The organism is Caulobacter henricii (genome assembly GCF_001414055.1).
GTDB lineage: Bacteria > Pseudomonadota > Alphaproteobacteria > Caulobacterales > Caulobacteraceae > Caulobacter > Caulobacter henricii.
The window spans coordinates 2,614,878-2,638,223 of the sequence record NZ_CP013002.1; the positions used below are offsets into that span (position 1 = coordinate 2,614,878).

Below are 23,346 nucleotides of genomic sequence, written 5' to 3' on the forward strand. Positions count from 1 at the left end.
CAGTCTTAGAGTGTTTTCGCCGGCGGAGTTAGGGGGCACGGACGGGTTTTGCTTCGCCTTCTGAGACCCGCCGTCCTGCAGGATCCGCCCACCGGCTCAGCTTGCCGGAAACCTGGAAAAGGTCTCGGTTGACGCCAGGATCAGGTGGTCCGCCACAGCATTTTCGCGATGCGGATTGCCACGGGCGTAGTCCGCGGACGTGACCATGTCGAGAAAGGCGGCGCGCGACGGATACCGAACGAGGACGATGTAGTCCCACAGAACCGTCGAGGGCGGGCCAATCGCGACACCTTCAGGCTTGCCGCTCCAGAGAATTGCGCCGCCGAGGGCCTTGATCAAAGGCACTGTATTGGCGCTGTACCGAAGATAGGCATCCCAGCCCGTGCCATCGCCGTCGGCAGAATGCTCGCGAAAGCGCAGGAAATTGACCATCACGACCGGCCCGTTGTCGGGCAGGTCGCGCACAAGCGCCTCATTGACGTGAACTGGCAGGGACATCGAACCGACTCTCTGTGAACCTCGAGCCTGAAACAGGACTGCTGACGGACCTGCCGCCCTGACGCGGGCGGCGGGGGTTAGGGCTTCTGTTGCTGGGCAATCCAGGCGTCGATCTTCTGCTCCAGGACCGCCATGGGCAGTGAGCCCTGCAGGAGCACCGCATCGTGGAACTTGCGCTCGTCGAACCGGTCGCCAAGCGCGGTTTCAGCCCGCTTGCGCAGTTCGAGGATCTTCAGCTCACCGATCTTGTAGGCCACAGCCTGGCCGGGCCAGGACACGTAGCGGGCCAGCTCGACCTCGATATTGACCGGCGACAGGGCCGTATTGTCGGTGAAACAGGCGCGTGCCTGCGCCAGGCTCCAGCGCTTCCAGTGGATGCCGGTATCGGCCACCAGCCGGCAGGCCCGCCACATCTCGTACGACAGGCGGCCGAACAGTTCATAGGGATCGCGATAGATCCCCATCTCCTCGCCCAGCCATTCGGAATAGAGGCCCCAGCCCTCACCGAAGGCATTGAAATAGAGGCCCTTGCGGAACTCGGGCACACCCGTCTGTTCCTGGGCCAAAGAGGTCTGGGTGTGATGCCCGGGCGCGCCCTCGTGCAGCACCAGGGCCGGCAACTCGTACAGCGCCCGCTGGTTCAGCTCGGAGGTATTGATCATCAGCCCCCCGGCCCGTCCGACCTTGGGATCTCCGCCGAAGTAACGGCCCGTTGTGTAGCCCTTCTCGATGCTGGCCGGCACCGGTCGCACGCCATAGCTCAGGCGCGGCAGGACACCGAAATGGGCCGGCAGCTGGTCATCGGCGCGCTTGGCGATCTCGCTGGCCTTTTCCAGCAGCTGCTGGCGGCTGGTCGGGTAGAATTTCGGGTCCTTGCGCAGATAGGCGATGAACTCCGGCAGCGTGCCCTTGAAGCCGGTCTGGGTCATCACCGTCTGCATCCGGGCGCGGATGCGCGCGACCTCGCTCTGGCCGATCTCATGGATCTGGTCCGGCGTCATGGTCGTGGTCGTGTGGCGACGGGCCAGGAAGGCGTAGTAGCGCTGGCCATCGGGCAGATCGACGGCGGCCAGGCTCTTGGCGGCCTTGGGCAGATACTCGGTCTCCATGAAGGTGACGAAGCCGGCTCGGGCCGGGGCGACCTTTTCGGCCAGCACCTTTTCGCCCTGCGCGATCAGGGCCGCCTTGCGGTCGGCGGGCACGCTGGTCGGCAGCGCGCGCAGGGGCGCCAGCAGCGGCTCTTCCGCCACCGGAGTCGCCGCCATGCGCCTAGCGCGATCGAGCACCGACTGCGCGGTGGGAGTGGCCTGAACGAAACCGGTATCGATGCCGCGCCGGGCATTGGCGATATTTGCGTCGTACCAGTCAGGGGTTTTGGACAGAAGCTCCAGCCACTTGGCGGCCTCGGCCTCATTCTTCAGACGCATGCCATTGGCGCGATACAGCAAGGTGACGTCGAAGCCGCCGTCGCTGCTGAACGGCATGCGCGACTCATCGAACGACAGGCCCTCGAGGCGCTCGGAAATCGCAAAATTGAGCAACTGGAGGGTCAGGCGCTCATCGGGATCAAGGCGCTCGACGATGACGCCGGTCAGCAGGCTCTGGGCATAGGACAGCTTGGCCTTGCGGGCCGCATCGGCCGCCGGCCCTACCGGTGGCAGCCGCCAGCGCGCAGCCTCGGCGCCGCCCCCGTCATCGTCCTCGCCGCCGGCGTTGGCCGCTTCATAGGTCTTGATGGCCTGGGACAGTTGGTCGCCATCAGGATGGGCCCAAGCGGCGCTCCCCGTCATCAGGGTGGCTATCATCAGGCCAGAAACAGCCCAGCGAACAGGATGGCGGTTGGTCATGAACTTCCCCGGAAACGCGATGCAAAAGCGTTAGATCAGGAATCGAGACGAGGCCAAAGGCGGCTCGCCGCTTTTTGGGCGGCCTTGACGAGTCTGATCTGCGGGGTCCTAAGAGAAATTGGAGCGGGCGAAGAGATTCGAACTCTCGACCCCAACCTTGGCAAGGTTGTGCTCTACCACTGAGCTACGCCCGCATCCGGATTTCTCGGGTCTCGTTCCACTCTCCGAACCGGGAGAAATGGAGCGGGCGAAGAGATTCGAACTCTCGACCCCAACCTTGGCAAGGTTGTGCTCTACCACTGAGCTACGCCCGCATCGTGGAAGCGAAAAAACCGCCCCGCGACGAGGAGGCGGCTTATGGCAGAGCGTTCTCGCCTTGGCAAGCGCCCTTTGAGGGGTTGCGGAGCGCGGTCTTTCAGGGGCTCATTCAGCCCCTGTTTTTCGGGGTTGCGGAGTTTCGGCCTTGCGTCTGTTCGTGTTCGGTCTGGGCTATGTCGGCGCGGCTTTCGGCCAGGCACTGCAGGCTCGGGGCTGGGATATCGCCGCCACGGCACGCTCGCCGGAACAGGCGGCGAAGCTGCGGGCGGCCGGGATCGAGCCTGCCGATCCCGATGACCGTGACGCCATGGCGGCGGCCCTGTCCGGGGCCAAGGCGGTCCTGGTCACCGCCCCGCCCGGCGAAAGCGGCTGTGCAGCCCTGGAATCGGTGATCCCCGCCCTGGCCCAGTCGGGGGCCTTTCCCGACTGGATCGGCTATCTGTCGACCACAGGCGTCTATGGCGACTTTGAGGGTCGCTGGGTGTTCGAGACCTCGCCCCTCAAGGCCCAGTCGGTCGAGGGAGCCCGCCGGGTCGGGGCCGAACGCGACTGGCGCCAGGTCGGACGCGGCATGGGCCTGACCGTGACCACCTTCCGCCTGCCCGGCATCTACGGTCCAGGCCGCAGCGCTCTGGATCGCCTGCGCGCCGGCGAAGGCCGTCGTATCGTCAAGCCGGGCCAGGTGTTCAGCCGGATCCACCTGGACGACATTGTCTCGGGCCTTCTGGCCTCGCTGGACCAACCCCGGGCCGGAGGCATCTATAATCTCTGCGACGACGAGCCGGCCCCGCCGCAGGACGTGATCGAATATGCGGCCAAGCTGCTGGGCATTGCCGTTCCGCCCGACCTGCCCTTCAACGCCCTGGGCCTGTCGCCCGCCACGCGCCGCTTCTATGCCGAGAACAAGCGGGTCTCGAACGCTAGGGCCAAGGCGGAGTTGGGCTGGCGGCCCAAGTATCCGACCTATCGCGAGGGATTGAGGGCGATTCTGGAGCGCGAGGCCTAGGCGCTCACCCTCTAGGGAAGTCTCTCGAAGCCCCCTACTCCTCGTCCGGCCCGATATCCGCCGCCGCCCAGGCCGCCGCAGAGGCCAGGCTCGCGCCCCGCGCCCTGGCGGCCCTGGCCAGCCGCCGTGCAACCGGGTCGTCATCGACCTCGACCAGTGACCGCGCTTCGACCACCGCTGCAACCAGCCGCTCCAGATCCTGCGGCCGGGACAGCCGGTGATCACCGTCCCGGATCAGGGTGAAGACCACATCGTCGCTCTTCAGGGCATTGACTAAGGTCAGCGCATGGCTCCACGGCACGTCGGGATCGGCGCCGCCCTGCAGAACCCGCACCGGAACCTCGATCGGAACCTCGCCCTGGAGGATCGACCACCGCGCGCCGTCTTCCAGCAACTGCCGGGTGATGGCGTAGCCGCCGTCGTCATAGTCGGAAGGCCGGATCCAGAAGCCGTCCCGGGCGATGGCCGCCCTGGCGTCCGGCGACAGTTCCGGCTCCATCAGTTTCTCGGTGAAGTCCGGGGCCGGCGCGATCAGCACCATGGCCTTGACCCGTTCGGGCCGGGCCATGGCGGCCAGGCAGGCGATCCAGCCGCCCATCGACGAGCCGACCAGCACCAGCGGCCCCTCGGTCAGATCGTCGATCACGGCCAGGGCGTCCTCACGCCAGCGGCTGATCGTGCCGTCGCGAAACTGGCCGTCGGACTCGCCATGGCCGAAATAGTCGAAGCGCAGATAACCGCCGCCTGTGGCCTCTGCGTGATCGGCCAGGACCTGGGCCTTGGTCCCGGTCATGTCGGAATGAAAGCCGCCCAGCCAGACGACCATCGGGCCTTCGCCGGCCACCCGGCGATAGGCGATGCGCTGATTGTCGTCGCGAACCAGAAACTCCGGGGATTCGGTCATGGCGCGGCCTCGTTCCTTTCGCTAACTAAACGCGTCATCTCAGCCGAGAGTCGCGTGCCCGACCTACCCGCCGATTTCACCTTGCTGCAGGTCACCCCCGAACTGGAAACGGGCGGAGCCGAGCAGACGACGATAGATGTCGCTCGCGCCGTCGTGGCGCAAGGCGGCAAGGCGTTGGTCGCAACAAAGGGCGGACGCATGGCCGCCCGCCTGGAAGCTGACGGCGGCCGACTGGTGCAGATGCCGGCCCAGACCAAGAACCCGCTGGTCATGCTGGGCAATGCTGCTCGGCTGGTCGACCTGATCCGCCGTCAGAAGGTGACTCTGGTGCATGCCCGTTCCCGAGCCCCGGCCTTCAGCGCCCTGTGGGCCGCCCACGCGACCAAAGTGCCGTTCGTCGCCACCTATCATGGCGTCTATAATGCCCGCTCCAATCTGAAGCGCTGGTACAACGCGGTCATGACGCGGGGTGACCTGGTCATCGCCAATTCGGAATACACCCGCGCCCATGTCATCCGGGAACACGGGATTGCTCCGGAACGGGTGGTGGCCATCCCGCGCGGCGTGGACCTCAAGCGCTTTGAGCCCGATCAGGTCAGTGCCGAGCGGCTCGAGACCCTTCGCTCCGCCTGGGGTCTGGCGGCCGACGAGCCCCGGCTCAAGGTCGTGCTGGCCGGGCGGCTGACGCGCTGGAAGGGACAGTCCCTGCTGATTGAGGCCATGGCCCGACTAAAGGCAGCAGGTGACCCGGAGGTCCTGCTGTTGCTGGTCGGCGATGACCAGGGCCGCAAGGCCTATCGCGGTGAGCTTGAAACCCAGATCGCCGCCGCCGGTCTGCAGGACGATGTGAAGATCGTCGGCCATTGCGATGACATGCCGGCCGCCTATCTGTTGGCGGACCTGGCGATCGCGCCGTCCCTGGAGCCCGAAGCCTTCGGCCGCACGGCGGTCGAGCCCCAGGTGATGGGACGGCCGGTCCTGGCGGCCGATCACGGTGCCGCGCGCGAGACGGTCGTCCCGGGCGAAACCGGCTGGCTGGTGGCTCCGGGCAATGCCGAAGCCTGGGCTGCTGCCCTGGAGACGGCCCGGCAGGCGGGTCCGTCGAACCGACACGCCATGGGCCAGGCCGCCCGGGCCCGTGCTCGGCGGTTGTATTCAGTGGACGCCATGTGCGAAGCCACCTTGAACGTCTATGCGCGCGTACTGGAAGCCAGAGTTTTGGAGCGGAGACCGTGAGTAAGGAAATCAAGAAGGTCCTGGTGATCAAGCTGGGGGCCCTTGGCGATTTCGTGCTCGCACTGGCGGCGATGAAGAAGATCCGCCAGGCCCATCCCAAGGCCAAGATCACCCTTCTGACCACGCCCCCGTTCGAAGCCCTCGCCAAGCTCAGCCCCTATTTCAACAGCGTCGAAACCGACGGTCGCCCGATGGATTTCGGCGACATCACCCGGATGCTGGGCCGCCTGCGCACGGCCCGTTACGACCGCGTCTATGACCTGCAGACCAACAGCCGCACCAACTGGTACTATCAGGCCCTGCGGCCGTTTCCGCCGCAGTGGAGCGGCATCGCCTTTGGTTGCTCGCACCCCCAGCGCGGTACGGCCCGCCAGTCGATGCACACGCTGGAGCGCCATGCCGACCAGCTGCGCGCCGCGGGCATCTGGCCTGATGCTCCGGTGGAACCCGGCAATGCCCCGCCGCCGGACCTGTCTTGGATTCTGCGACGCCACAAGGAAGCGCGCCCGGTTGCCGGTGCCGCCGCCCCGCGTCCCTATGTGCTCTTCGTCCCCGGTGGCTCGGCGCACCGGCCGGAAAAGCGCTGGCCTGTGGAGGCCTTTGCCCAGCTGGGCTCGCTTCTGAAGGCGCGAGGGCTGGACATCGTCATCATCGGCGGTCCGCAGGAAAGCGCCATGGCCCGGCAGATCCAGAAGGCGGTCGGCCAGGCCCGCGACCTGACCGGACGCACCGACTTTGCCCAACTGGCCGTCCTGGGGGCCAAGGCGGCCCTTGTGGTCGGCAATGATACCGGCCCCACGCACCTGCTGGCCGCAGCGGGGGCCCCGACGATCGCCCTGTTCTCCGGCGCTTCGGATCCCGAACTCTGTGGCCCGCGCGGCCATGTGGCGGTCATCCGGTCGCCCGACCTCAAGGCCCTGCCGGTCTCGACTGTGGCCAGCGCGGCCATGTCCCTGCTGCCGTAATCTTCGGGGCCCAAAGACCCCGGAAAGTCGGCCGATACAGGGTCTGAAAACCGGCCCTGCCGGCCCGTCGATCGAGCTTGCGTCCAAATGGATTGGACGCACGGACGCCTGTTTGGCTCGCGCCGCTTGATAGGGGGCACCCGACAGGTCATATATCACTTTCTCGCCGCGCGCCTTCGCGCAGCGCGACTACCTTCAACTGTACCGGAGCCGCCCCTATTCGCCGTCCTATGCAAACGCCGCCCGTCAAAGACGGACCGCGTATCAACGATGAAATCCGCGTCCCGCGCGTCCTGCTGATCGACCAAAACGGCGAGAAGCAAGGCGAGATGCCGACCGCCTCCGCCCTCGAAGCGGCCGAGGAAGCTGGCCTGGACCTGGTGGAAATCGTTCCGAACGCCAATCCTCCCGTCTGCAAGATCCTGGACTACGGCAAGTTCAAGTTCCAGGAGCAGAAGAAGAAGAACGAGGCGCGCAAGCGGCAGAAGATCGTCGAGCTCAAGGAAATCAAGCTCCGGCCCAATATCGACATCCACGATTACGAGGTTAAGGCCAAGGCCATGACCCGGTTCTTCGAGGAGGGCGACAAGGTCAAGGTGACCCTGCGCTTCCGCGGCCGTGAAATGGCGCACCCGGAACTGGGCATGAAGCTGCTGATCAAGGTGAAGACCGACTTCGAGGAAATCGCCAAGGTCGAGTACGAGCCGCGCATGGAAGGCCGGCAGATGATCATGATCCTAGCCCCCAAATAGGGCGGCCAGCGGTCAGATAGACAAACGCCCCGGCCTTGGCCGGGGCGTTTTGCGTTCGGGGGCGGCGCGCCAGGTCGTCGCGGTTGCCAGATTGCCGTCGCGGACGACAGCGAATGGGCGTATTCCGGCGGCCCTTCGAAAGCGCCGACCATGTCCCAGACCGCCTCCCCCGCGCCGTCCGCCCATAGCGCCCGCGCGCTGTATGTCCTGCTGCTGGTGGTGTTCATCAACCTGGTCGGGTTCGGGCTGGTTATTCCGCTGCTACCCTTCTACGCCCAGTCGCTGAAGGCTGAGCCCTGGCAGATCACGGCGCTGTTTTCGGCCTACAGCCTGGGCCAGTTCTTTGCCGAACCCTTCTGGGGAAGACTGTCTGACCGCATCGGTCGTCGGCCGGTGCTGATCGTCACCATCCTGGCCAATACCCTGTCCTATATCGCCCTGGCCTTTGCCCCCAACATCCTGGCCGCCTTCGCCATCCGGCTGATCGGCGGGTTTGCCACCGGCAATATCTCGACCATCCAAGGCTATATGGCGGACGTCACCCCGCCGGAGAAGCGCGCGGGGCGTATGGGTCTGCTGGGTTCGGCCTTTGGGGCCGGCTTCGTGGTCGGACCGGCCCTGGGCGGCCTTCTCGCCCATCCGGAAGCTGGACAGATCGGCTTCCAGATCCCGCTCTTTGCGGCCGCCGGCATGGCCGCCCTCGCCGCCCTAGGCGTCTTCCTGTTCGTCGTCGAAAGTCGCGCGCCCAGCGCACCGGATGCGCCGCGCCCCCATCGCCGCGAAGCCCTGCAGGCCGCCAGGAGCCATCCTGTCCTGTCGCGCGTCCTGCTGGTCACCCTGGTCTCGACCGCCGCCTTTGCGGGCATGGAATCGGTCTTTGGCCTGTGGACCCATGCCCGCTTCGACTGGGGCCCGCGCCAGGTTGGCCTGTGTTTCGCCGTTATCGGGATCGTCGCCTCGATCGGCCAGGGTGTCGTGACCGGCCGGCTGGCCCGGCGATTTGGCGAGCCTTTGGTCCTGACCACCGGCCTGTCGATCATTGCCCTGAGCCTGGCCATGACTCCTTTCGCGACCAGCGGCACGGTCGTACCGCTGTTCGTAGGCCTGACGGCCATGGGACAGTCCCTGGTCTTTCCCTGTGTCGCCGCCCTGATTTCGCGCGCTACCCCGCCGGACCAGCAGGGCGAGATGCTGGGCCTGAACATGGCCGCAGGCTCGCTGGCCCGCATGGGTGGCCCCCTGCTGGCAGGTCCGCTGTTTGGCCTGAACATCGCCGGCCCCTACTGGTTCGGGGCCCTGTTGACCCTGCCGGCGATCTGGCTGGCGGCCAGTCTGGCGAAACGGGCAAAGACGGCGGCTTGAACCATAACCCCCTCCGCCCTTGCCTTCCCCGACTCTTTCCCGTACTAACCCCGCCTTTCCGGAACCGCCTGGCTTATTGGCATGCCATGGCGGTTCGTCTTGCTATCCCAGAGGACGGGGCGAAAGCTCCGACGCGAAATGCCTAAGTTGAAGACCAAGTCGGGCGCTAAGAAGCGCTTCAAGATCACGGCCACGGGCCTGCTGAAAGCCGGCGTCGCCGGCAAGCGTCACCGTCTGATCGGCCACAACGGCAAGTACATCCGCCAAAACCGCGGCACGAAGGTCATGAGCGAATCCGACGCCAAGACCATCCGTTCGTACCTGCCCTACGGCCTTTAAGAGGAGCGCTGACACATGGCTCGCGTCAAAAGGGGCGTCACCGCCCACGCCAAGCACAAGAAGGTTCTTGAGCAGGCGAAAGGCTTCTACGGCCGCCGCAAGAACACCATCCGTACCGCCAAGGCCGCCGTCGACAAGGCCGGCCAGTACGCCTACCGCGACCGCAAGGTCCGCAAGCGCGCCTTCCGCTCGCTGTGGATCCAGCGCATCAACGCCGGCGCCCGCACCGAAGGCTTCACCTACTCGCAGTTTATCCACGGCCTGGACGTGGCGGGTATCGTGATCGACCGTAAGGTTCTGTCGGATATCGCGGGTAACGACCCTGCTGCGTTCAAGGCCATTGCTGACAAGGTCCGCACCGCCCTGGCCGCCTAAGGTCTTTTTCGGATCCCAGGATCCGATTGCGATCTGAAAAGCCCCCTGGTGCGAACCGGGGGGCTTTTTGCTGCGCGCTCCCCTACTCCGCCCCGCCCGAATGCTCTAGACGGAAGCCCGTCATGACCGATCTCAAAACCCTCGAATCCGATGTGCTGGCGCAAGTCGCCGCTGCCACCGACCTTGTCGCCCTCGACGCCGTGCGCGTCGCCGCCCTGGGCAAGACCGGCTCGATCTCCGGCCTGCTGAAAACCCTCGGCGCGATGAGCCCCGAAGAGCGCAAGGATCGCGGCGCGGCGATCAATGCCCTGCGCGATGTCGCCAGCGCGGCGATCGCCGGGAAGAAGGCCGCGCTGGAGGCTAGCGAACTCGATGCGCGGCTGGCCAGCGAGACCCTGGACCTGTCCCTGCAGCCCCCCTATCGCCGCAAGGGCTCAGTCCACCCGACCATGCAGACCATGGACGAGATGGTCGCCATCTTCGCCGAGATGGGTTTCGCCGTGGCCGAGGGCCCGGACATCGAGGACGACTTCCACAATTTCACCGCCCTGAACTTCCCGCCCAAGCACCCGGCGCGGGAAATGCACGACACCTTCTTCTTCAATCCGAAGGAATCGGGCGAGCGGATGCTGCTGCGCACCCACACCAGCCCCGTCCAGGTGCGGACCATGGTGTCGCAAAAGCCGCCGATCCGGATCATCGCCCCAGGCCGCACCTATCGCTGCGACAACGACGCCACCCACACGCCGGTGTTCCACCAGGTCGAGGGTCTGGTGATCGACAAGGGCATCCATATGGGCCACCTGAAATGGACCCTGGAGACCTTCCTGGCCCGGTTCTTCGAGACCGACGCGGTGACCACCCAGTTCCGTCCGCACCACTTCCCGTTCACCGAGCCCTCGGCCGAGATGGACGTGCAGTGCGATCGCAGCGGCGGCGAGATCAAGATCGGCCAGGGCACGTCGTGGCTCGAGATCCTGGGCTGCGGCATGGTTCACCCCAATGTCCTGCGGGCCTGCGGCATCGATCCGGACGAGTACCAGGGCTTTGCCTTCGGCATGGGCGTCGACCGTCTGGGGATGCTGAAATACGGCATGCCCGACCTGCGCGACATGTGGTCGTCCGACAGCCGCTGGCTGGCCCACTACGGCTTCAGCGCCTTCGCCGCGCCGAACGCCGCCAGCGGCCTCAGCTGATGCAGCTTCCCGCCAGCACCTTCACGGCTGTCGACTGGGCGGCGATCACTCCGACGCTCCATCCGGGCGAGACCGGCCAGGCCGAGTGGCGCACACTCAACGTCGGCGACATGCGCCTGCGTCGTGTGGACTATTCGCCGGGCTATCTCGCCGATCACTGGTGTGACCGCGGCCATGTGATCTTCGTGCTGGAAGGCGAACTGACCAGCGAGCTGAAGGATGGTCGCAAGACCGTCCTGACCGCCGGCATGAGCTATCACGTCTCCGACTTCGGCGACCCCGCCCACCGCTCGTCGACCTCGGTCGGCGCCAAGCTTTTCATCGTAGACTGACCCATGAAATTCACCCTCTCCTGGCTCAAGGACCACCTCGACACCGAGGCCTCCGCCACCGACGTTGTCGCCGCCATGACCATGGCCGGCCTCGAGGTCGAGCACGTTACCGATCCGGCCACCAAGCTGGCGGCCTTCACGGTCGCCAAGATTGTTGAGGCCGTTCAGCACCCCAATGCCGACCGCCTTCGCGTCTGCCAGGTCGACACCGTCGATGGTCGCAAGGAGATCGTCTGCGGTGCGCCCAATGCCCGCGCCGGCCTGACCACCATCTATGCCCCGATCGGCGCTTATGTGCCGGGCCTCGGCGTGACCCTGGTCGAAAAGCCGGTGCGCGGCGTGGTCTCCAACGGCATGCTGTGCTCGGCCTCCGAGCTGGAAGCCGCCAGCGAGAGCGACGGCATCATGGAGCTGCCGGACGACCTCACGGTCGGTACACCGGCCGCCACGGCCCTGGGCCTGGAAGCCGTCATCGACTTTGAGGTCACCCCCAACCGTCCCGACTGGCTGGGCGTCGCCGGCATTGCCCGCGACCTGGCCGCCGCTGGCGTCGGCACGCTGAAGGACCTGTCGATCACGCCGGTGCCAGGAACCTTCCCCTGCCCGATCACGATCAAGGTCGATGGCGAGGCCTGCCCGGTCTATGCCGGTCGCCTGATCAAGGGCGTCAAGAACGGCCCGTCGCCCAAGTGGCTGCAGGACCGCCTGCTGGCCATCGGCCTGCGCCCGATCAGCGCCCTGGTCGATATCACCAATCTGGTCAGCTATGACCGCGCCCGGCCGCTGCATGTCTATGATGTGGCCAAGCTGTCGGGGAGCGAGATTTCGACCCGCTTTGGGCGTCATGGCCTCAACGGCGACGAGCACCTGATCGCCCTCGACGGCAAGACCTATGAGCTGACCCCCGAGATCTGTGTGATCGCCGATGCGACGGGCGAGCGGCCGATCGGCCTGGGCGGCGTCATGGGCGGCGAAAGCACCGGCTGTGGCGACGAGACCACCGACGTCTTCGTCGAAAGCGCCTGGTTCGAACCCATCCGCGTCGCCCAGACCGGCCGCACCACCGGGATCAACAGCGACGCCCAGTACCGCTTCGCCCGCACGGTCGATACCGGCTCGGTGGTTCCCGGCGTCGAGCTGGCCACCCGGCTGATCCTCGAGCTGTGCGGCGGTGAGCCCTCGCACATAGTGGTGGCCGGCGAGGCCCCGGCCGCCCCGGTCGGTTTCGCCTTCGAGCCTGACTATGTCGAGCAGCTGTCCGGCCTGGCGGTGACGCCCGAGCAGACCCGCCAGATCCTCAGCGCCCTGGGCTTCGACATCGTGCTCGGCTCGCCCTGGACCGTGACGCCGCCGACCTTCCGCCGCGATGTGGAGGGCAAGGCCGACCTGGTCGAGGAAGTCGCGCGCATCGCCGGCTATGGGGCCCTGCCCTCGACGCCCCTGCCGGAGGTCCCTCGCGCCGTCGGCGGTATCCTGACGCCCAAGCAGGCCCGGTCCCGCGCGGCCCGCCGCGCCCTGGCGGCCGCCGGCTACGCCGAAGCCCTGACCTGGAGCTTCACCAACCAGAAGACCGCTGCCCTGTTCGGCGGCGGCGCGGCCGAGCTCGTCCTGGCCAATCCGATCGCCTCGGAACTGGACTGCATGCGTCCGTCGCTGCTGCCCAACCTGATCGAGGCCGCCGGTCGCAATGCCCGCCAGGGCTTCCCCGATGTGGCCCTGTTCGAGATCGGCCCGACCTTCCACGGCGACCGTCCGCAGGACCAGCGCACCGTGGTCGCCGCCATCCTGGTGCCCCGCGCCCCGCGCGGCTGGGACAAGGCCGCCCAGGACGATGTCTTCACGATCAAGGCCGACCTGATCGCCCTGCTGGAGGAGCTCGGCGCGCCAGTCGACAAGCTGCAGACCGCCCAGGGCTCGGCCTCGACCTGGTGGCATCCGGGCCGTTCGGCCCGTTTGCAGCTCGGCCCCAAGGCCGTCGTGGCCGAGTTCGGCGAGTTGCACCCGTCCGTCCTCAAGGCCCTGGACGTGGCCGGCCCGGTCTATGGCTTCGAGATCACCCTCGAGGCGATCCCCGAGCCCAAGAAGAAGGCCCACAAGTCCAGATCCGCTTTCTCGCCCTCGCCGCTGATGCCCCTGACCCGCGACTTTGCCTTCCTGCTGGACAAGGCCAAGCCGGCCGGCGATCTGGTCAGGGCCGTGACCGGCGCCGACAAGGCCCTGATCGCGGACGCCCGGGTGTTCGACATCTATGAAGGTCCCGGCGTGCCGGACGGCTTCAGGTCGGTGGCCCTCGAGGTCCTGGTCCAGCCGCGCGAAGCGACCCTCACCGATGCCGACATCGAGGCCCTCTCGGGCCGCATCCTGGCGGCGGCGGAAAAGGCCGGCGGCAAGCTGCGGTCGTAGTTGTACAAACCCTCCCCCCGATGGGGGAGGTGTCGGCGAAGCCGACGGTGGGGGCAATCAGCCCTGACTCATTGCGGCCTTCCCCCACCGACCTTCGGTCGCCTCCCCCTCAGGGGGAGGTTCGCCCAGGATTCAGACACCAACGCCCAAGCTTCGAACATTCTGCCCGGAACCGCGGCCGAATGCCTCTGTCAGCGGCAAGGTCTTGCGCATCCGGCGCGCTCACGCTACGTCTTGCTGGCACGCAAGGAATAACTGGGTCCACATGGTCTCGCTCTTCGCCAACAATATCGCGCTTGTGACCGGCTTTGCCGCCGTCGCCGCGATGTCGTGCGCCGCGACCATTATGATGTGGAACCAGATTAAAACCGTTCCGGTACGGACGGGGCAACGGCGCGCGAGATAACCAAACCGCAGCCGACGGATCGCAAGATCTTCAAAAAGCCCCGCTTCCGAAAGGAGCGGGGCTTTTTTGTTGCGCGTTTCGTCGGTCTCCCAAACCACCCAGAGGGGACTGAGAACCAATGAGCTACCTGCCTGCACCACCCGCCTTCCACAGCGACGCCGAGGGCATCACTGTCCACCAGCTGCTGCTCGCCGCCCAGGACGCTCACAGCGCCCTGGACGCCGTCCGCCAAGGCCTGGCCGACAGCGGCGCCGAGCTGTGCAACCTGACCGTCAAGCCCGTCGGCCAGATCGTCGAGGCGTCCCTGCGGGTCCGCCATCTGGGCGATCAGGCCGCGCGCCTGCTGGCCCGCGACCTGGCCGCCTGGCCCGGCGTCAGCTCGGCCAGTGTCGAGCATCAGTGGGTGCGACCGTGAACCCGCTCAAACCGGAAGAGGACAAATCGGACGGCGTAGGGCGCAGGCTGTTCCTGGTCACAGCCGAGGACACGCCTGACGCCCTGCTGCGGGTGCTGGGCGTGGCCAGTGTCCAGCAAACCCGCCTGCGCGCCCTGACCGCCGCCCCCGAGGGCCTGACCCTGGCCATCCGCCTGGAGATCGATGACCAGGGCGAGGACCGCGCCCGGAGCCTCGCCGCCCGGCTGCAGGCCTGTCCGTCGGTGCATGGCGTCGGCATTGGCTGGCGAGCGTAACCAAACCGGGGCCTCGTCCGTATCTGCAGGCAGGCCCGCCGTCGGGCCGCTCGGGAACTCCAGTCACATGCGCCGCCTGCTCTCCCTGCTGATCACCGTCTTCGCCCTGGCAGCCCTGCCTGCCCTGGCCGCAAAGCCCGCCAAAACCGCCACCGCCGTGTTCGCCGGCGGCTGCTTCTGGTGCATGGAGCACGACATGCAGGGCGTGCCCGGCGTCCTCAAGGTCGAGAGCGGCTACACCGGCGGCCACGTGAACAACCCGACCTATCGTGACGTGACCAGCGAGCGCAGCGGTCACTATGAGGCGGTCCGCGTCACCTATGATCCGGCTAAACTCGACTATGGCTTTCTGCTCTATCGCTACTGGAAGCTGGTCGATCCCACCGACGACGGCGGCCAGTTCTGTGACCGCGGACCGTCCTATCGCCCCGCCATATTCGTCAGTAGCCCCCAGCAAAGGGCGATCGCGGAGACGTCCCGCACCGAAGCCGCCCGGCGCCTGAAGACCGGCAGGATGGTCACCCCGGTCCTCGATCTGAAGACCTTCTGGCCGGCCGAGGCCTATCACCGCGACTACGCCAAGCGGAACGCCCTCAACTATCAGGCCTATCGCCTCGGCTGCGGCCGCGACCTGCGGCTCAAGCAGGTCTGGGGCGGCTAGAATCATCTTCCCCCTCCGGGGGAGGAGCGCCGCAGGCGCGGAGGGGGCGAGTCTGGCGAACACAGCTTCACGACCTCGCGCTTTCGCTGCGATGGGGATGGGAAGGGTCGCGGAGCGTCCGGGCCTCGCCCGGATGATGGGATGGTTGAATACCGTTTCGACGAAGACGAACGCTCCGCGTGACCGTTATCCCTCTGGCCGGGGCGCGCGGGTCTGGTTCAACCCTTCACCCCACCCGGGCCTTGTCCTCCTCGCAACGGACTTGAGCCTTGGGCTGCAAGCCACGCCGATTCCGGAGGGACCCGGAGCGAACCTTCGGACGGGCGGAGGCCCTGGCAGACCTCCGATAGGCAGGTTTACGTCCCCTGCCCTCTGATCCCGCTCGATCACCCCTGACAGCCGTCTCAGTCGCCGGCCGGACGCCCTTCCCGTGCTGTCAGGTGAGACTGATTATGCGGGCGGATTTAGCGCGTCGGATGGGCGCGGTCAGATTTTTTGCAAGGCATTGATTGGGCTTGGGTTTGTACGGGAAGCGCCGGGGAAAGATCGGGCTCAATCCCCGCACTTGCCCCCTACGGGTTGCTTCGCGACCGTCTTCCCCCGGAGGGGGAAGATGAAGTCCGCGCGTTTCATCTTCCCCCCGCAGGGGGGAGGACGACCGCGCAAGCGGTCAGGAGGGGGCCAGCGGCGTCGGCCGGAAAAAGCACCCCACCGCACCCCTAAAAAAACCAAAGCTCGCTTTCGAGACCACGCGGACGCTGGAGGCTCCCCCAGAGCGGGGGGATCTGATGCCCCGCGCCCGCCGCCTCGACTCCGCCTCAATCCCCTGTAGCTTAGGCGTGTAAAACAGGGAGATCCTCAATGAACCGTCGCGCGCTTCTGGCGACCGCCGCGCTTGTGCTGGCTGCGGGCTCCGCCCACGCCCAGAAGGCCCCTGATCTCTCGGTGACCATCTACAATTCCGACCTGGCCCTGGTGGAAGACGCCCGCGAGCTGGATCTCAGGGCCGGACGGCAAAGGCTTGAATTCAAGGACGTTTCGGCCGCCATCCGCCCCGAAACGGTCAGCCTGTCGGCCCCCGGCGTGACCATTATCGAGCAGAACTTCGACTACGACCTGCTGACTCCCGACAAGCTCATGGAAAAGGCGGTCGGCCAGCAGGTGAAGATTGTCCGCACCAATCCGGGCGACGGCAAGGAGACCACCGAGGTCGCCACGGTTCTGGCCGCCAATGAAGGCGTGGTGCTGAAGATCGGCGACCGGATCGAGGTCCTGCGCGACGACGGCGTGCCGACCCGGGTGATCTTCGACAAGGTGCCCGAAACCCTGCGGGCCCGCCCGACCCTGTCGGTGACGGTCGACGCCGACAAGGCCGGTCCCCGCGCCAGCAAGCTGAGCTATCTGACCTCGGGCCTGGGCTGGAAGGCCGACTATGTCGCCCTGTTCGACGAGAAAAAGGGTGCCCTGGACCTGCAGGGCTGGATCACCCTCAGCAACAACTCCGGCACTCCGTTTGAAAACGCCCGGACCCAGCTGGTGGCCGGCGACGTCAACCAGCTGAACAATGGCGGCTTTGGCCGCTCGTCCAACGCGATGCAGTCGGCCGGGACCGAAAGCGGCGATGGCGAGCGCCTGGCCGACTACTATGTCTATCCCCTGCCCCAGCGCACCACGATCGCGGCCAACCAGAACAAACAGGTCGGCTTCCTCAGCGCCCAGGCCGTGACGGCCAAAAAGGTCTACGAGATCCGCGAGAGCGGGTTCGGCAGTGAAGAGACCCCGACCTCGGCCACGGTCGCCATTCAGTTCAGCAATGCCAAGGTCACCGGACTGGGCAGCCAGCTGCCGGCCGGCGTGATGCGGATCTATATGCGCGACCAGGCCGGCGACCCGAAATTCGTCGGCGAAAACAGCATCGGCCACACCCCGGCCGGGTCGGAGCTGTCGATCAAGACCGGTGACGCCTTCGACGTCACCAGCCAGGCCACCCTGATCAGCCAGGAGCGGGTGTCCAAGACGCGGTCGCGCTACGCCATGAAGTATCTGGTCCGCAATGCGCGTCCCGAGGCCGTGACGGTGGAACTGCGCCAGGGCGGACTGTGGCGCGACGGGGCGGTCAAGGCCGAGAGCCTGAAGAGCCGCCGCATCGACGCCCGCACCCTGGGCTGGAGCGTGCCCGTGCCGGCCAATGGCGAGACGGTGCTGACCTTTACCGTCGAGACGGGCTGGTGAGCAGCCGGCGGCAAAACAGATCCTCCCCCTCCGGGGGAGGTGGCCCAGAGGGCCGGAGGGGGCAGCGCGACATAGGCCCAGATGCCCCCTCAGTCGCTCTGCGACAGCTCCCCCAGAGGGGGAGCATCTTCACCCTAGCCCTGGCCCTGACCGCCCTAGCCTCGCCCGTCCTGGCCGACACCATCGCCTCGCCACGGGCCGAGACCACCGCCGTCACCCTCTATCGGGGCGATGCGCGGGCCTTCCAGACCCTGCAGCCCTGGCAGCGCGAACTGGCCCTGAAAAAGGGCCTGATCATGGTCACCGAAACCCGCACGGTCAGCCTGCCGGCCGGTCGCCACACCCTTCGCTTCGAAGGCGTGGCCGATGGCCTGATCCCGCAGAGCGCCGCCGTCGAAGGCCTGCCCGGCGGGGTGATCGAGCGCAACTACGACTACGCCCTGCTCAGCCCCGGAACCCTGCTGGAACGGTCGCTGAACCAGCCGGTCGGCATTGTCCGGACCAACCGCAAGACCGGTCGCCAGACCGCCGAGTCGGCCATCGTGCGTCAGGGGCCCAATGGCGTTGTGCTGCAGACCGCCACCGGCGTGGAGGCCCTCGGCTGTTCGGGGGGGCTGGAGCGCGTTGTGTTCGATCGCGTGCCCGCCGGCCTCTCCGACAAGCCCTCGCTGTCGACCCTGGTCGACGTCCCGGCCGCCAAAACGGTCAAGCTGACCCTGTCGTATCTCGCCATCGGCGTGAACTGGCAGGCCGACTATGTCGCCCGCATCGCCCCGGACGGCAAAAGCCTCGACCTCACCGGGTGGCTGACCCTGGTCAACAGCAGCGGCACCAGCTTCGTCGACGCCCCAACCCAGGCCGTGGCCGGCAAGCTGTCGCGGGTTGCGGTCTCGATCCCGCCTGCGGACACCCGGCCGATCCAGCGGGACTGCTGGCCGATGGACACCACCACCCACGGCAAGCCGGTGGCCCAGCCCCTGGTGGCCTATGACCGGATGGTCCTGCCGCCGCCCCCGCCTGCCCCCATGGCCATGGCCAGTGCGCCCATGGAACGGGTCGTTGCGACCGGGAGCCGCGCCAAGCTGGCCGAGCAATCGGACCTGGGCGACTACAAGCTCTACACCCTGCCCGAGCCGGTGACGGTGGCCGCGCGCCAGACCAAGCAGGTGGCCTTCCTCGACCAGAAGGCCGTGGCCTTTGAGAAGCTGTACATGGTCATGGTCGATCCCTGGAGCGACTATGCTGCGGGCGAGGCCCCGGCCGCCACCGTCCTGCTGCGGCTCGAGAACAAGGCCGCCAAGGGTCTCGGCAAGGCCCTTCCGGCCGGAGCCCTGGCCGTGATGGAATCCGCCGGCGGCCAGCCGGCCTTCGCCGGAGAACAGGTCCTGCGCGACGTGCCGGTCGGCCAGCCGTTCGATCTGGCGATTGGTCGCGCCATGGATGTTTCGATCCAGCCACGCCTGGTGTCCGAGACCCGGTCGGCCAAACACCGCGTGCGGCGGACCTATGAGGTGGATCTGGCCAATGCCAAGTCCGGGCCGATCACAATCGAACTGCGCCACCCGCCGTACCAGCCCGGCTTCAGGGTGATCCGCGAGCCGAGGCGCCATGACATCCGCGACGGGGCGATCGCCTGGCGTTTCGACCTGTCGCCGAACAGTCGCGAGACCGTTCGCTATGTAGTGGACTATGAAGGCTGACCTCTGAGGGATTCGCCGGATGATCAAACCCCGCCTTGAGATGCTGCTGGAGCGCGGCCTGTTCGCCTCGCGCTGGCTGATGGCCCCGTTCTATGTCGGCCTGGTCATCACCTTGGCGGCCCTTCTGGTGGTGTTCTTCCAGGAACTGCTGCGGGAGCTTCCCAAGGTCCTGTCGATGACGCCGGAGGACGCCATCCTGATGGCCCTGACCCTGATCGACCTGTCCCTGGCGGCTAACCTGCTGGTGATCGTCACCCTGTCCGGCTACGAAAACTTCGTCTCCAAGATCGACACCGCCTCGCACGAGGACCGCCCCGACTGGATGGGGACGGTCGACTTCTCGGGCCTGAAGATGAAGCTGATCGCCTCCATCGTGGCGATCTCGGCCATCGCCCTGCTCAAGGCCTTCCTGAAGCTGAGCGAACCCGGCACGGTCATGGACGAGACCCGCCTGCTGTGGCTGGTGATCGTCCACCTGTCCTTCGTCGTCTCCGGCGTGCTGCTGGCCCTGATGGACTGGCTCAACAGCAAGGTGAACAGCCACTAGACCCCTCTCGCCTACCGGCCTGACCCACGGCCATCGCCAGCCGTTCTGGACGTCGATGCAATACGGGGGATGGCCATGCAGCTGCAGGTCGAGGCGCGACTGGACTATGACTTCCACGGCCCGGTCGAGGCGCTGCTGCATCTGGAGGTCGCCCACTGGCCGGGTCAGAGGATCCTCTCGGAACAGCTGAGCCTTGATCCGCCCATCGCCTGGTCCCGACAGGATGACCCCGGTACCGGCGAGCGCCGGCTGGTCTTCGCCCATGCGGGGCCTCTGAAGATCACCTACCAGGCCTTGGTGGACCTTGATCCCGCCGACCACGCCCTGACCGGTGCCGCCCAGGCCACGGTCGCCAGCCTGCCGGTCGAGGCCCTGCCCTATCTGCGCCCGAGCCGCTACGTGGAGTCCGACCTGTTCGAACAGGTGGCGGCCGCCGACTTTGCCGGCCTGACCGGTGGGGACCGGGTCGCGGCCATCCTCGACTGGATGGGCCGGGCCATGGCCTATCGCGCCTGGGCCAGCCATGCGACCTCGTCGGCGAGCAGCACCTATATGAGCCGGGCCGGGGTCTGCCGGGACTTTGCCCATGTGGCCGTGGCCCTGTGCCGGGCCAGCGACATTCCGGCGCGCATGGTCAGCGCCTATGCGCTTGGCCTGAAGCCCGAGGACTTCCACGCCGTGATCGAGGTCTATGTCGGCGGACGCTGGCGGCTGGCGGATCCCACGGGCCTGGCGCAGCCCGACACCCTGGTCCGCATCGGCCACGGGCGCGATGCGGCCGACATCCCCTTCCTGACCATTTTCGGCCAGGCGACGATGACGGGACAGTCCGTGCGGGTTCTGGCGCCTTGGCCGGACCCCGTCAGAGCCCCAGACTAGAAGGGCATGACCCGGCGTTTGCGGCTGTAGCCGAGATAGCCGACATTGGCCCCCAGGCGCAGGCCCACACCGGCCCGGATCGGGGCCAGGGTGATGTCGTCAGCCTTCTGATAATTTATGCCCAGGCCACCGACCAGATAGGCCGTGCCCTCGACGCCGGGGAAGCGGCGGAAGATGGCGTCCGGATACTGCAGGTTATAGCAGAGGGTGAAGACCCGGCTGGCATTGCCGCCCCAGTCCCAGCCTACGGACGGACCCTGCCAGAAGGTTTCCTGGGTCGGCCGGCCCTTCATATAGAGCAGGCCCCGGCCATAGCGCAGACCGACCCCGATCGCGCCCGAGCCCTCTTCGCCGGCGATGTAGCCAGTGGGCTGGCCCTTGTCGCGGAAGATCTTCTCGATCGCCGCCCCGGCGCTTTCGGCGGTGACGCCCAGAAAATCCGAGGTGGCACGGATCATTTCGTCGGCCGAATAGGTCTGGGCCGAACCAGTGCTGTAGGCGGGGGTGGTGGTGCCGGCCGAGGCGGGATCCTGCGCCGTCGTCTCCTGACCAAAGACGCTGGTGGCCCCCGATGTCGCGCCCAGGGTGGCGACGCCCGAGAGGATCAACTTGCGACGGTCCATGACGGCCTCTTCAGAAAAATCGTTGCGCCACTGTCGCAGCCCATTGAGTCCGGTTTGCGGCCGCCGGTTTTAAGGTTCGGTTAAGCATGAGGAAAAGCCGCAGGCCGGCGGCTGCATCGCCCTCTCGCGAAGCGGCCCAAATGTGCTAGACGCACGCGCATGACCTCTACGCCGCTCGACAAGATCAGAAACTTTTCCATCGTGGCCCACATTGACCACGGCAAGTCCACGCTGTCCGATCGCCTGATCCAGGAGACCGGCGGCCTGACCGCGCGCGAGATGACCGCCCAGGTTCTCGACAACATGGAGATCGAGAAGGAACGCGGCATCACCATCAAGGCCCAGACCGTGCGTCTGGAATACAAGGCCGATGATGGCGAGACCTATATCCTCAACCTGATGGACACCCCCGGCCACGTCGACTTCGCCTACGAAGTCTCGCGCAGCCTGGCCGCCTGCGAGGGCTCGATCCTGGTCGTCGACGCCAGCCAGGGCGTGGAAGCCCAGACCCTGGCCAATGTCTATTCGGCCATCGACAACAATCACGAGATCGTCCCGGTCCTCAACAAGATCGACCTGCCCGCCGCCGAGCCCGAGCGCGTCCGGGCCCAGATCGAGGACCTGATCGGCCTCGACGCCAGCGACGCCGTCCTGGCCAGCGCCAAGTCGGGCCTGGGCATCCACGATGTGCTGGAAGCCATCGTCACCCGCCTGCCGCCGCCCAAGGGCGACGAAAACGCCCCGCTCAAGGCCCTGCTGGTCGACGCCTGGTACGACGCCTATCTCGGCGTCGTAGTTCTGGTCCGGGTCATCGACGGCCGCCTGAAGGCCGGCCAGAGGATCAAGATGATGCAGCACGGCTCGACCCACCTGGTCGACCGCGTCGGTGTCTTCAAGCCCAAAAATACCCCCGTCGAGAGCCTCGGCCCCGGCGAGATTGGCTTCTTCACCGCCCAGATCAAGGAAGTGGCCGACGCCGCCGTCGGCGATACCCTGACCGACGAGAAGAAGCCCACCGAACACGCCCTGCCCGGCTTCAAGGACGTGCAGCCGGTCGTGTTCTGCGGCCTGTTCCCGGTCGATGCCGCCGACTTCGAAGACCTGCGCGCCGCCGTCGGCCGCCTGCGCCTCAATGACGGCAGCTTCACCTACGAGATGGAAAGCAGCGCCGCCCTCGGCTTCGGCTTCCGCTGCGGCTTCCTGGGCCTGCTGCACCTGGAAATCATCCAGGAGCGCCTGTCGCGCGAATTCGACCTCGACCTGATCGCGACCGCCCCCTCGGTGGTCTACAAGATCCACATGCGCGACGGCTCGGAGATCGAGCTGCACAACCCCGCCGACCTGCCCGACCCGATGCATATCGAGAGCATCGGCGAACCCTGGATCAAGGCCACCATCTTCACCCCCGACGACTATCTCGGCGGCGTGATCAAGCTGTGCCAGGACCGTCGCGGCATGCAGCGCGAACTCAGCTATGTCGGCAACCGCGCCATGGTCGTCTATGACCTGCCGCTCAACGAGGTGGTCTTCGACTTCTATGACCGCCTGAAGTCGATCTCCAAGGGCTATGCCAGCTTCGACTACCAGGTGGAGGACTACCGCAAGGGCGACCTCGTCAAGATGTCGATCCTGGTCAATGCCGAGCCCGTCGACGCCCTCTCCATGCTGGTCCACCGCGACCGCGCCGAGAGCCGCGGCCGCGGCATGTGCGAGAAGATGAAGGACCTCATCCCGCAGCACATGTTCGTCATCCCGATCCAGGCCGCCATCGGCGGCAAGATCATCGCCCGCGAAACCGTCCGCGCCCTGCGCAAGGACGTCACCGCCAAGTGCTACGGCGGCGACGCCAGCCGCAAGCGCAAGCTGCTGGACAAGCAGAAGGCCGGCAAGAAGCGCATGCGCCAGTTCGGCAAGGTCGAGATCCCGCAGGAAGCTTTCATCGCCGCGCTGAAGATGGACGAGGATTGATCGGGGGAGTCCCGCTATCCTTGAGAAAGGTTGGCGGTCTCTGACCTACGAATGCCGGCTACGCCGTCCTTCTGTAAGCCGCGCCTTGGCTGCCGCTGGTCTGGTTA

General features: G+C 66.6%; 22 protein-coding genes and 2 tRNA genes. 18 read left to right on the forward strand and 6 right to left on the reverse strand.

Annotated elements, in window-relative coordinates; genetic code table 11:
* Positions 1–96: 96 nt before the first annotated feature.
* The 4 genes from AQ619_RS12305 to AQ619_RS12320 form a co-directional block, all read right to left on the reverse strand.
* Positions 97–498: a DUF1330 domain-containing protein gene (locus tag AQ619_RS12305; RefSeq protein WP_062147946.1), complete on the reverse strand. Its 402-nt coding sequence runs from the start codon at positions 496–498 to the stop codon at positions 97–99.
* Positions 499–575: 77 nt separating this feature from the next.
* Positions 576–2,303, reverse strand: a complete 1,728-nt coding sequence (locus AQ619_RS12310; protein ID WP_378109160.1) for a DUF885 domain-containing protein — start codon at positions 2,301–2,303, stop codon at positions 576–578.
* Between the two features lie 161 nt (positions 2,304–2,464).
* Positions 2,465–2,539: transfer RNA gene (locus AQ619_RS12315), tRNA-Gly, on the reverse strand.
* Positions 2,540–2,584: 45 nt separating this feature from the next.
* A tRNA-Gly gene (locus tag AQ619_RS12320) sits at positions 2,585–2,659 on the reverse strand.
* A gap of 149 nt (positions 2,660–2,808) precedes the next feature.
* Between AQ619_RS12320 and AQ619_RS12325 the strand changes: the two genes are divergently transcribed.
* A complete protein-coding gene (locus tag AQ619_RS12325) occupies positions 2,809–3,669 on the forward strand; it encodes an SDR family oxidoreductase (protein ID WP_062147953.1) in 861 nt (286 codons plus the stop codon).
* A 34-nt stretch (positions 3,670–3,703) separates the two neighbouring features.
* Here AQ619_RS12325 and AQ619_RS12330 read toward each other — a convergent pair whose 3' ends face one another.
* A complete protein-coding gene (locus tag AQ619_RS12330; RefSeq protein ID WP_062147956.1) occupies positions 3,704–4,573 on the reverse strand; it encodes an alpha/beta fold hydrolase in 870 nt (289 codons plus the stop codon).
* A 54-nt stretch (positions 4,574–4,627) separates the two neighbouring features.
* Between AQ619_RS12330 and AQ619_RS12335 the strand changes: the two genes are divergently transcribed.
* The 16 genes from AQ619_RS12335 (at position 4,628) to AQ619_RS12415 (ending at position 20,648) form a co-directional block, all read left to right on the forward strand.
* On the forward strand, positions 4,628–5,809 hold the full coding sequence (locus tag AQ619_RS12335) for a glycosyltransferase family 4 protein (protein ID WP_062147960.1): 1,182 nt from the start codon (positions 4,628–4,630) through the stop codon (positions 5,807–5,809).
* Entirely contained in the window at positions 5,806–6,774 is a 969-nt protein-coding gene (locus tag AQ619_RS12340) for a glycosyltransferase family 9 protein (protein ID WP_062147963.1), read from the forward strand. The genes AQ619_RS12335 and AQ619_RS12340 overlap by 4 nt, the downstream gene beginning before the upstream one ends.
* 230 nt (positions 6,775–7,004) lie before the next feature.
* Positions 7,005–7,526, forward strand: a complete 522-nt coding sequence (gene infC, locus AQ619_RS12345; protein WP_062147966.1) for a translation initiation factor IF-3 — start codon at positions 7,005–7,007, stop codon at positions 7,524–7,526.
* 150 nt (positions 7,527–7,676) lie between these two features.
* Entirely contained in the window at positions 7,677–8,888 is a 1,212-nt protein-coding gene (locus tag AQ619_RS12350) for an MFS transporter (RefSeq protein ID WP_062147970.1), read from the forward strand.
* A 138-nt stretch (positions 8,889–9,026) separates the two neighbouring features.
* Positions 9,027–9,227: a 50S ribosomal protein L35 gene (rpmI, locus tag AQ619_RS12355; RefSeq protein WP_007672148.1), complete on the forward strand. Its 201-nt coding sequence runs from the start codon at positions 9,027–9,029 to the stop codon at positions 9,225–9,227.
* 15 nt (positions 9,228–9,242) lie between these two features.
* Positions 9,243–9,602 (forward strand): 50S ribosomal protein L20, encoded by a 360-nt coding sequence (gene rplT, locus AQ619_RS12360; protein WP_062147973.1) that lies wholly within the window; start codon positions 9,243–9,245, stop codon positions 9,600–9,602.
* A gap of 122 nt (positions 9,603–9,724) precedes the next feature.
* Positions 9,725–10,798 (forward strand): phenylalanine--tRNA ligase subunit alpha, encoded by a 1,074-nt coding sequence (pheS, locus tag AQ619_RS12365; protein ID WP_062147976.1) that lies wholly within the window; start codon positions 9,725–9,727, stop codon positions 10,796–10,798.
* Entirely contained in the window at positions 10,798–11,130 is a 333-nt protein-coding gene (locus tag AQ619_RS12370) for a DHCW motif cupin fold protein (RefSeq protein WP_062147980.1), read from the forward strand. Before pheS ends, AQ619_RS12370 begins: the two co-directional genes overlap by 1 nt.
* Positions 11,131–11,133: 3 nt before the next feature.
* Complete coding sequence (gene pheT, locus AQ619_RS12375) at positions 11,134–13,533, forward strand: phenylalanine--tRNA ligase subunit beta (protein ID WP_062147983.1); 2,400 nt, start codon at positions 11,134–11,136, stop codon at positions 13,531–13,533.
* 524 nt (positions 13,534–14,057) lie between these two features.
* Positions 14,058–14,354 carry a hypothetical protein gene (locus AQ619_RS12385; protein ID WP_062147989.1) on the forward strand — a complete coding sequence of 99 codons (297 nt, stop codon included), beginning with the start codon at positions 14,058–14,060 and terminating at the stop codon, positions 14,352–14,354.
* Positions 14,351–14,629 carry a hypothetical protein gene (locus AQ619_RS12390; RefSeq protein ID WP_236849467.1) on the forward strand — a complete coding sequence of 93 codons (279 nt, stop codon included), beginning with the start codon at positions 14,351–14,353 and terminating at the stop codon, positions 14,627–14,629. Before AQ619_RS12385 ends, AQ619_RS12390 begins: the two co-directional genes overlap by 4 nt.
* Positions 14,630–14,696: 67 nt before the next feature.
* Positions 14,697–15,290, forward strand: coding sequence for a peptide-methionine (S)-S-oxide reductase MsrA (gene msrA / locus AQ619_RS12395; RefSeq protein WP_062147992.1), 594 nt, complete (start codon positions 14,697–14,699; stop codon positions 15,288–15,290).
* Between the two features lie 861 nt (positions 15,291–16,151).
* On the forward strand, positions 16,152–17,522 hold the full coding sequence (locus tag AQ619_RS12400; RefSeq protein WP_062147995.1) for a DUF4139 domain-containing protein: 1,371 nt from the start codon (positions 16,152–16,154) through the stop codon (positions 17,520–17,522).
* Complete coding sequence (locus AQ619_RS12405; RefSeq protein WP_062147999.1) at positions 17,519–19,222, forward strand: DUF4139 domain-containing protein; 1,704 nt, start codon at positions 17,519–17,521, stop codon at positions 19,220–19,222. Before AQ619_RS12400 ends, AQ619_RS12405 begins: the two co-directional genes overlap by 4 nt.
* A 19-nt stretch (positions 19,223–19,241) precedes the next feature.
* Positions 19,242–19,769: a TIGR00645 family protein gene (locus tag AQ619_RS12410; RefSeq protein ID WP_062148003.1), complete on the forward strand. Its 528-nt coding sequence runs from the start codon at positions 19,242–19,244 to the stop codon at positions 19,767–19,769.
* Between the two features lie 75 nt (positions 19,770–19,844).
* On the forward strand, positions 19,845–20,648 hold the full coding sequence (locus AQ619_RS12415; protein WP_062151633.1) for a transglutaminase-like domain-containing protein: 804 nt from the start codon (positions 19,845–19,847) through the stop codon (positions 20,646–20,648).
* On the opposite strand, the gene AQ619_RS12420 is transcribed toward AQ619_RS12415, so the two are convergent.
* A complete protein-coding gene (locus AQ619_RS12420) occupies positions 20,645–21,271 on the reverse strand; it encodes a DUF1134 domain-containing protein (protein WP_062148006.1) in 627 nt (208 codons plus the stop codon). The genes AQ619_RS12415 and AQ619_RS12420 overlap by 4 nt on opposite strands.
* 159 nt (positions 21,272–21,430) lie before the next feature.
* On the opposite strand from AQ619_RS12420, the gene lepA reads away from it, so the two are divergent.
* A complete protein-coding gene (gene lepA / locus AQ619_RS12425; RefSeq protein ID WP_062148009.1) occupies positions 21,431–23,239 on the forward strand; it encodes a translation elongation factor 4 in 1,809 nt (602 codons plus the stop codon).
* Positions 23,240–23,346 lie beyond the last annotated feature (107 nt).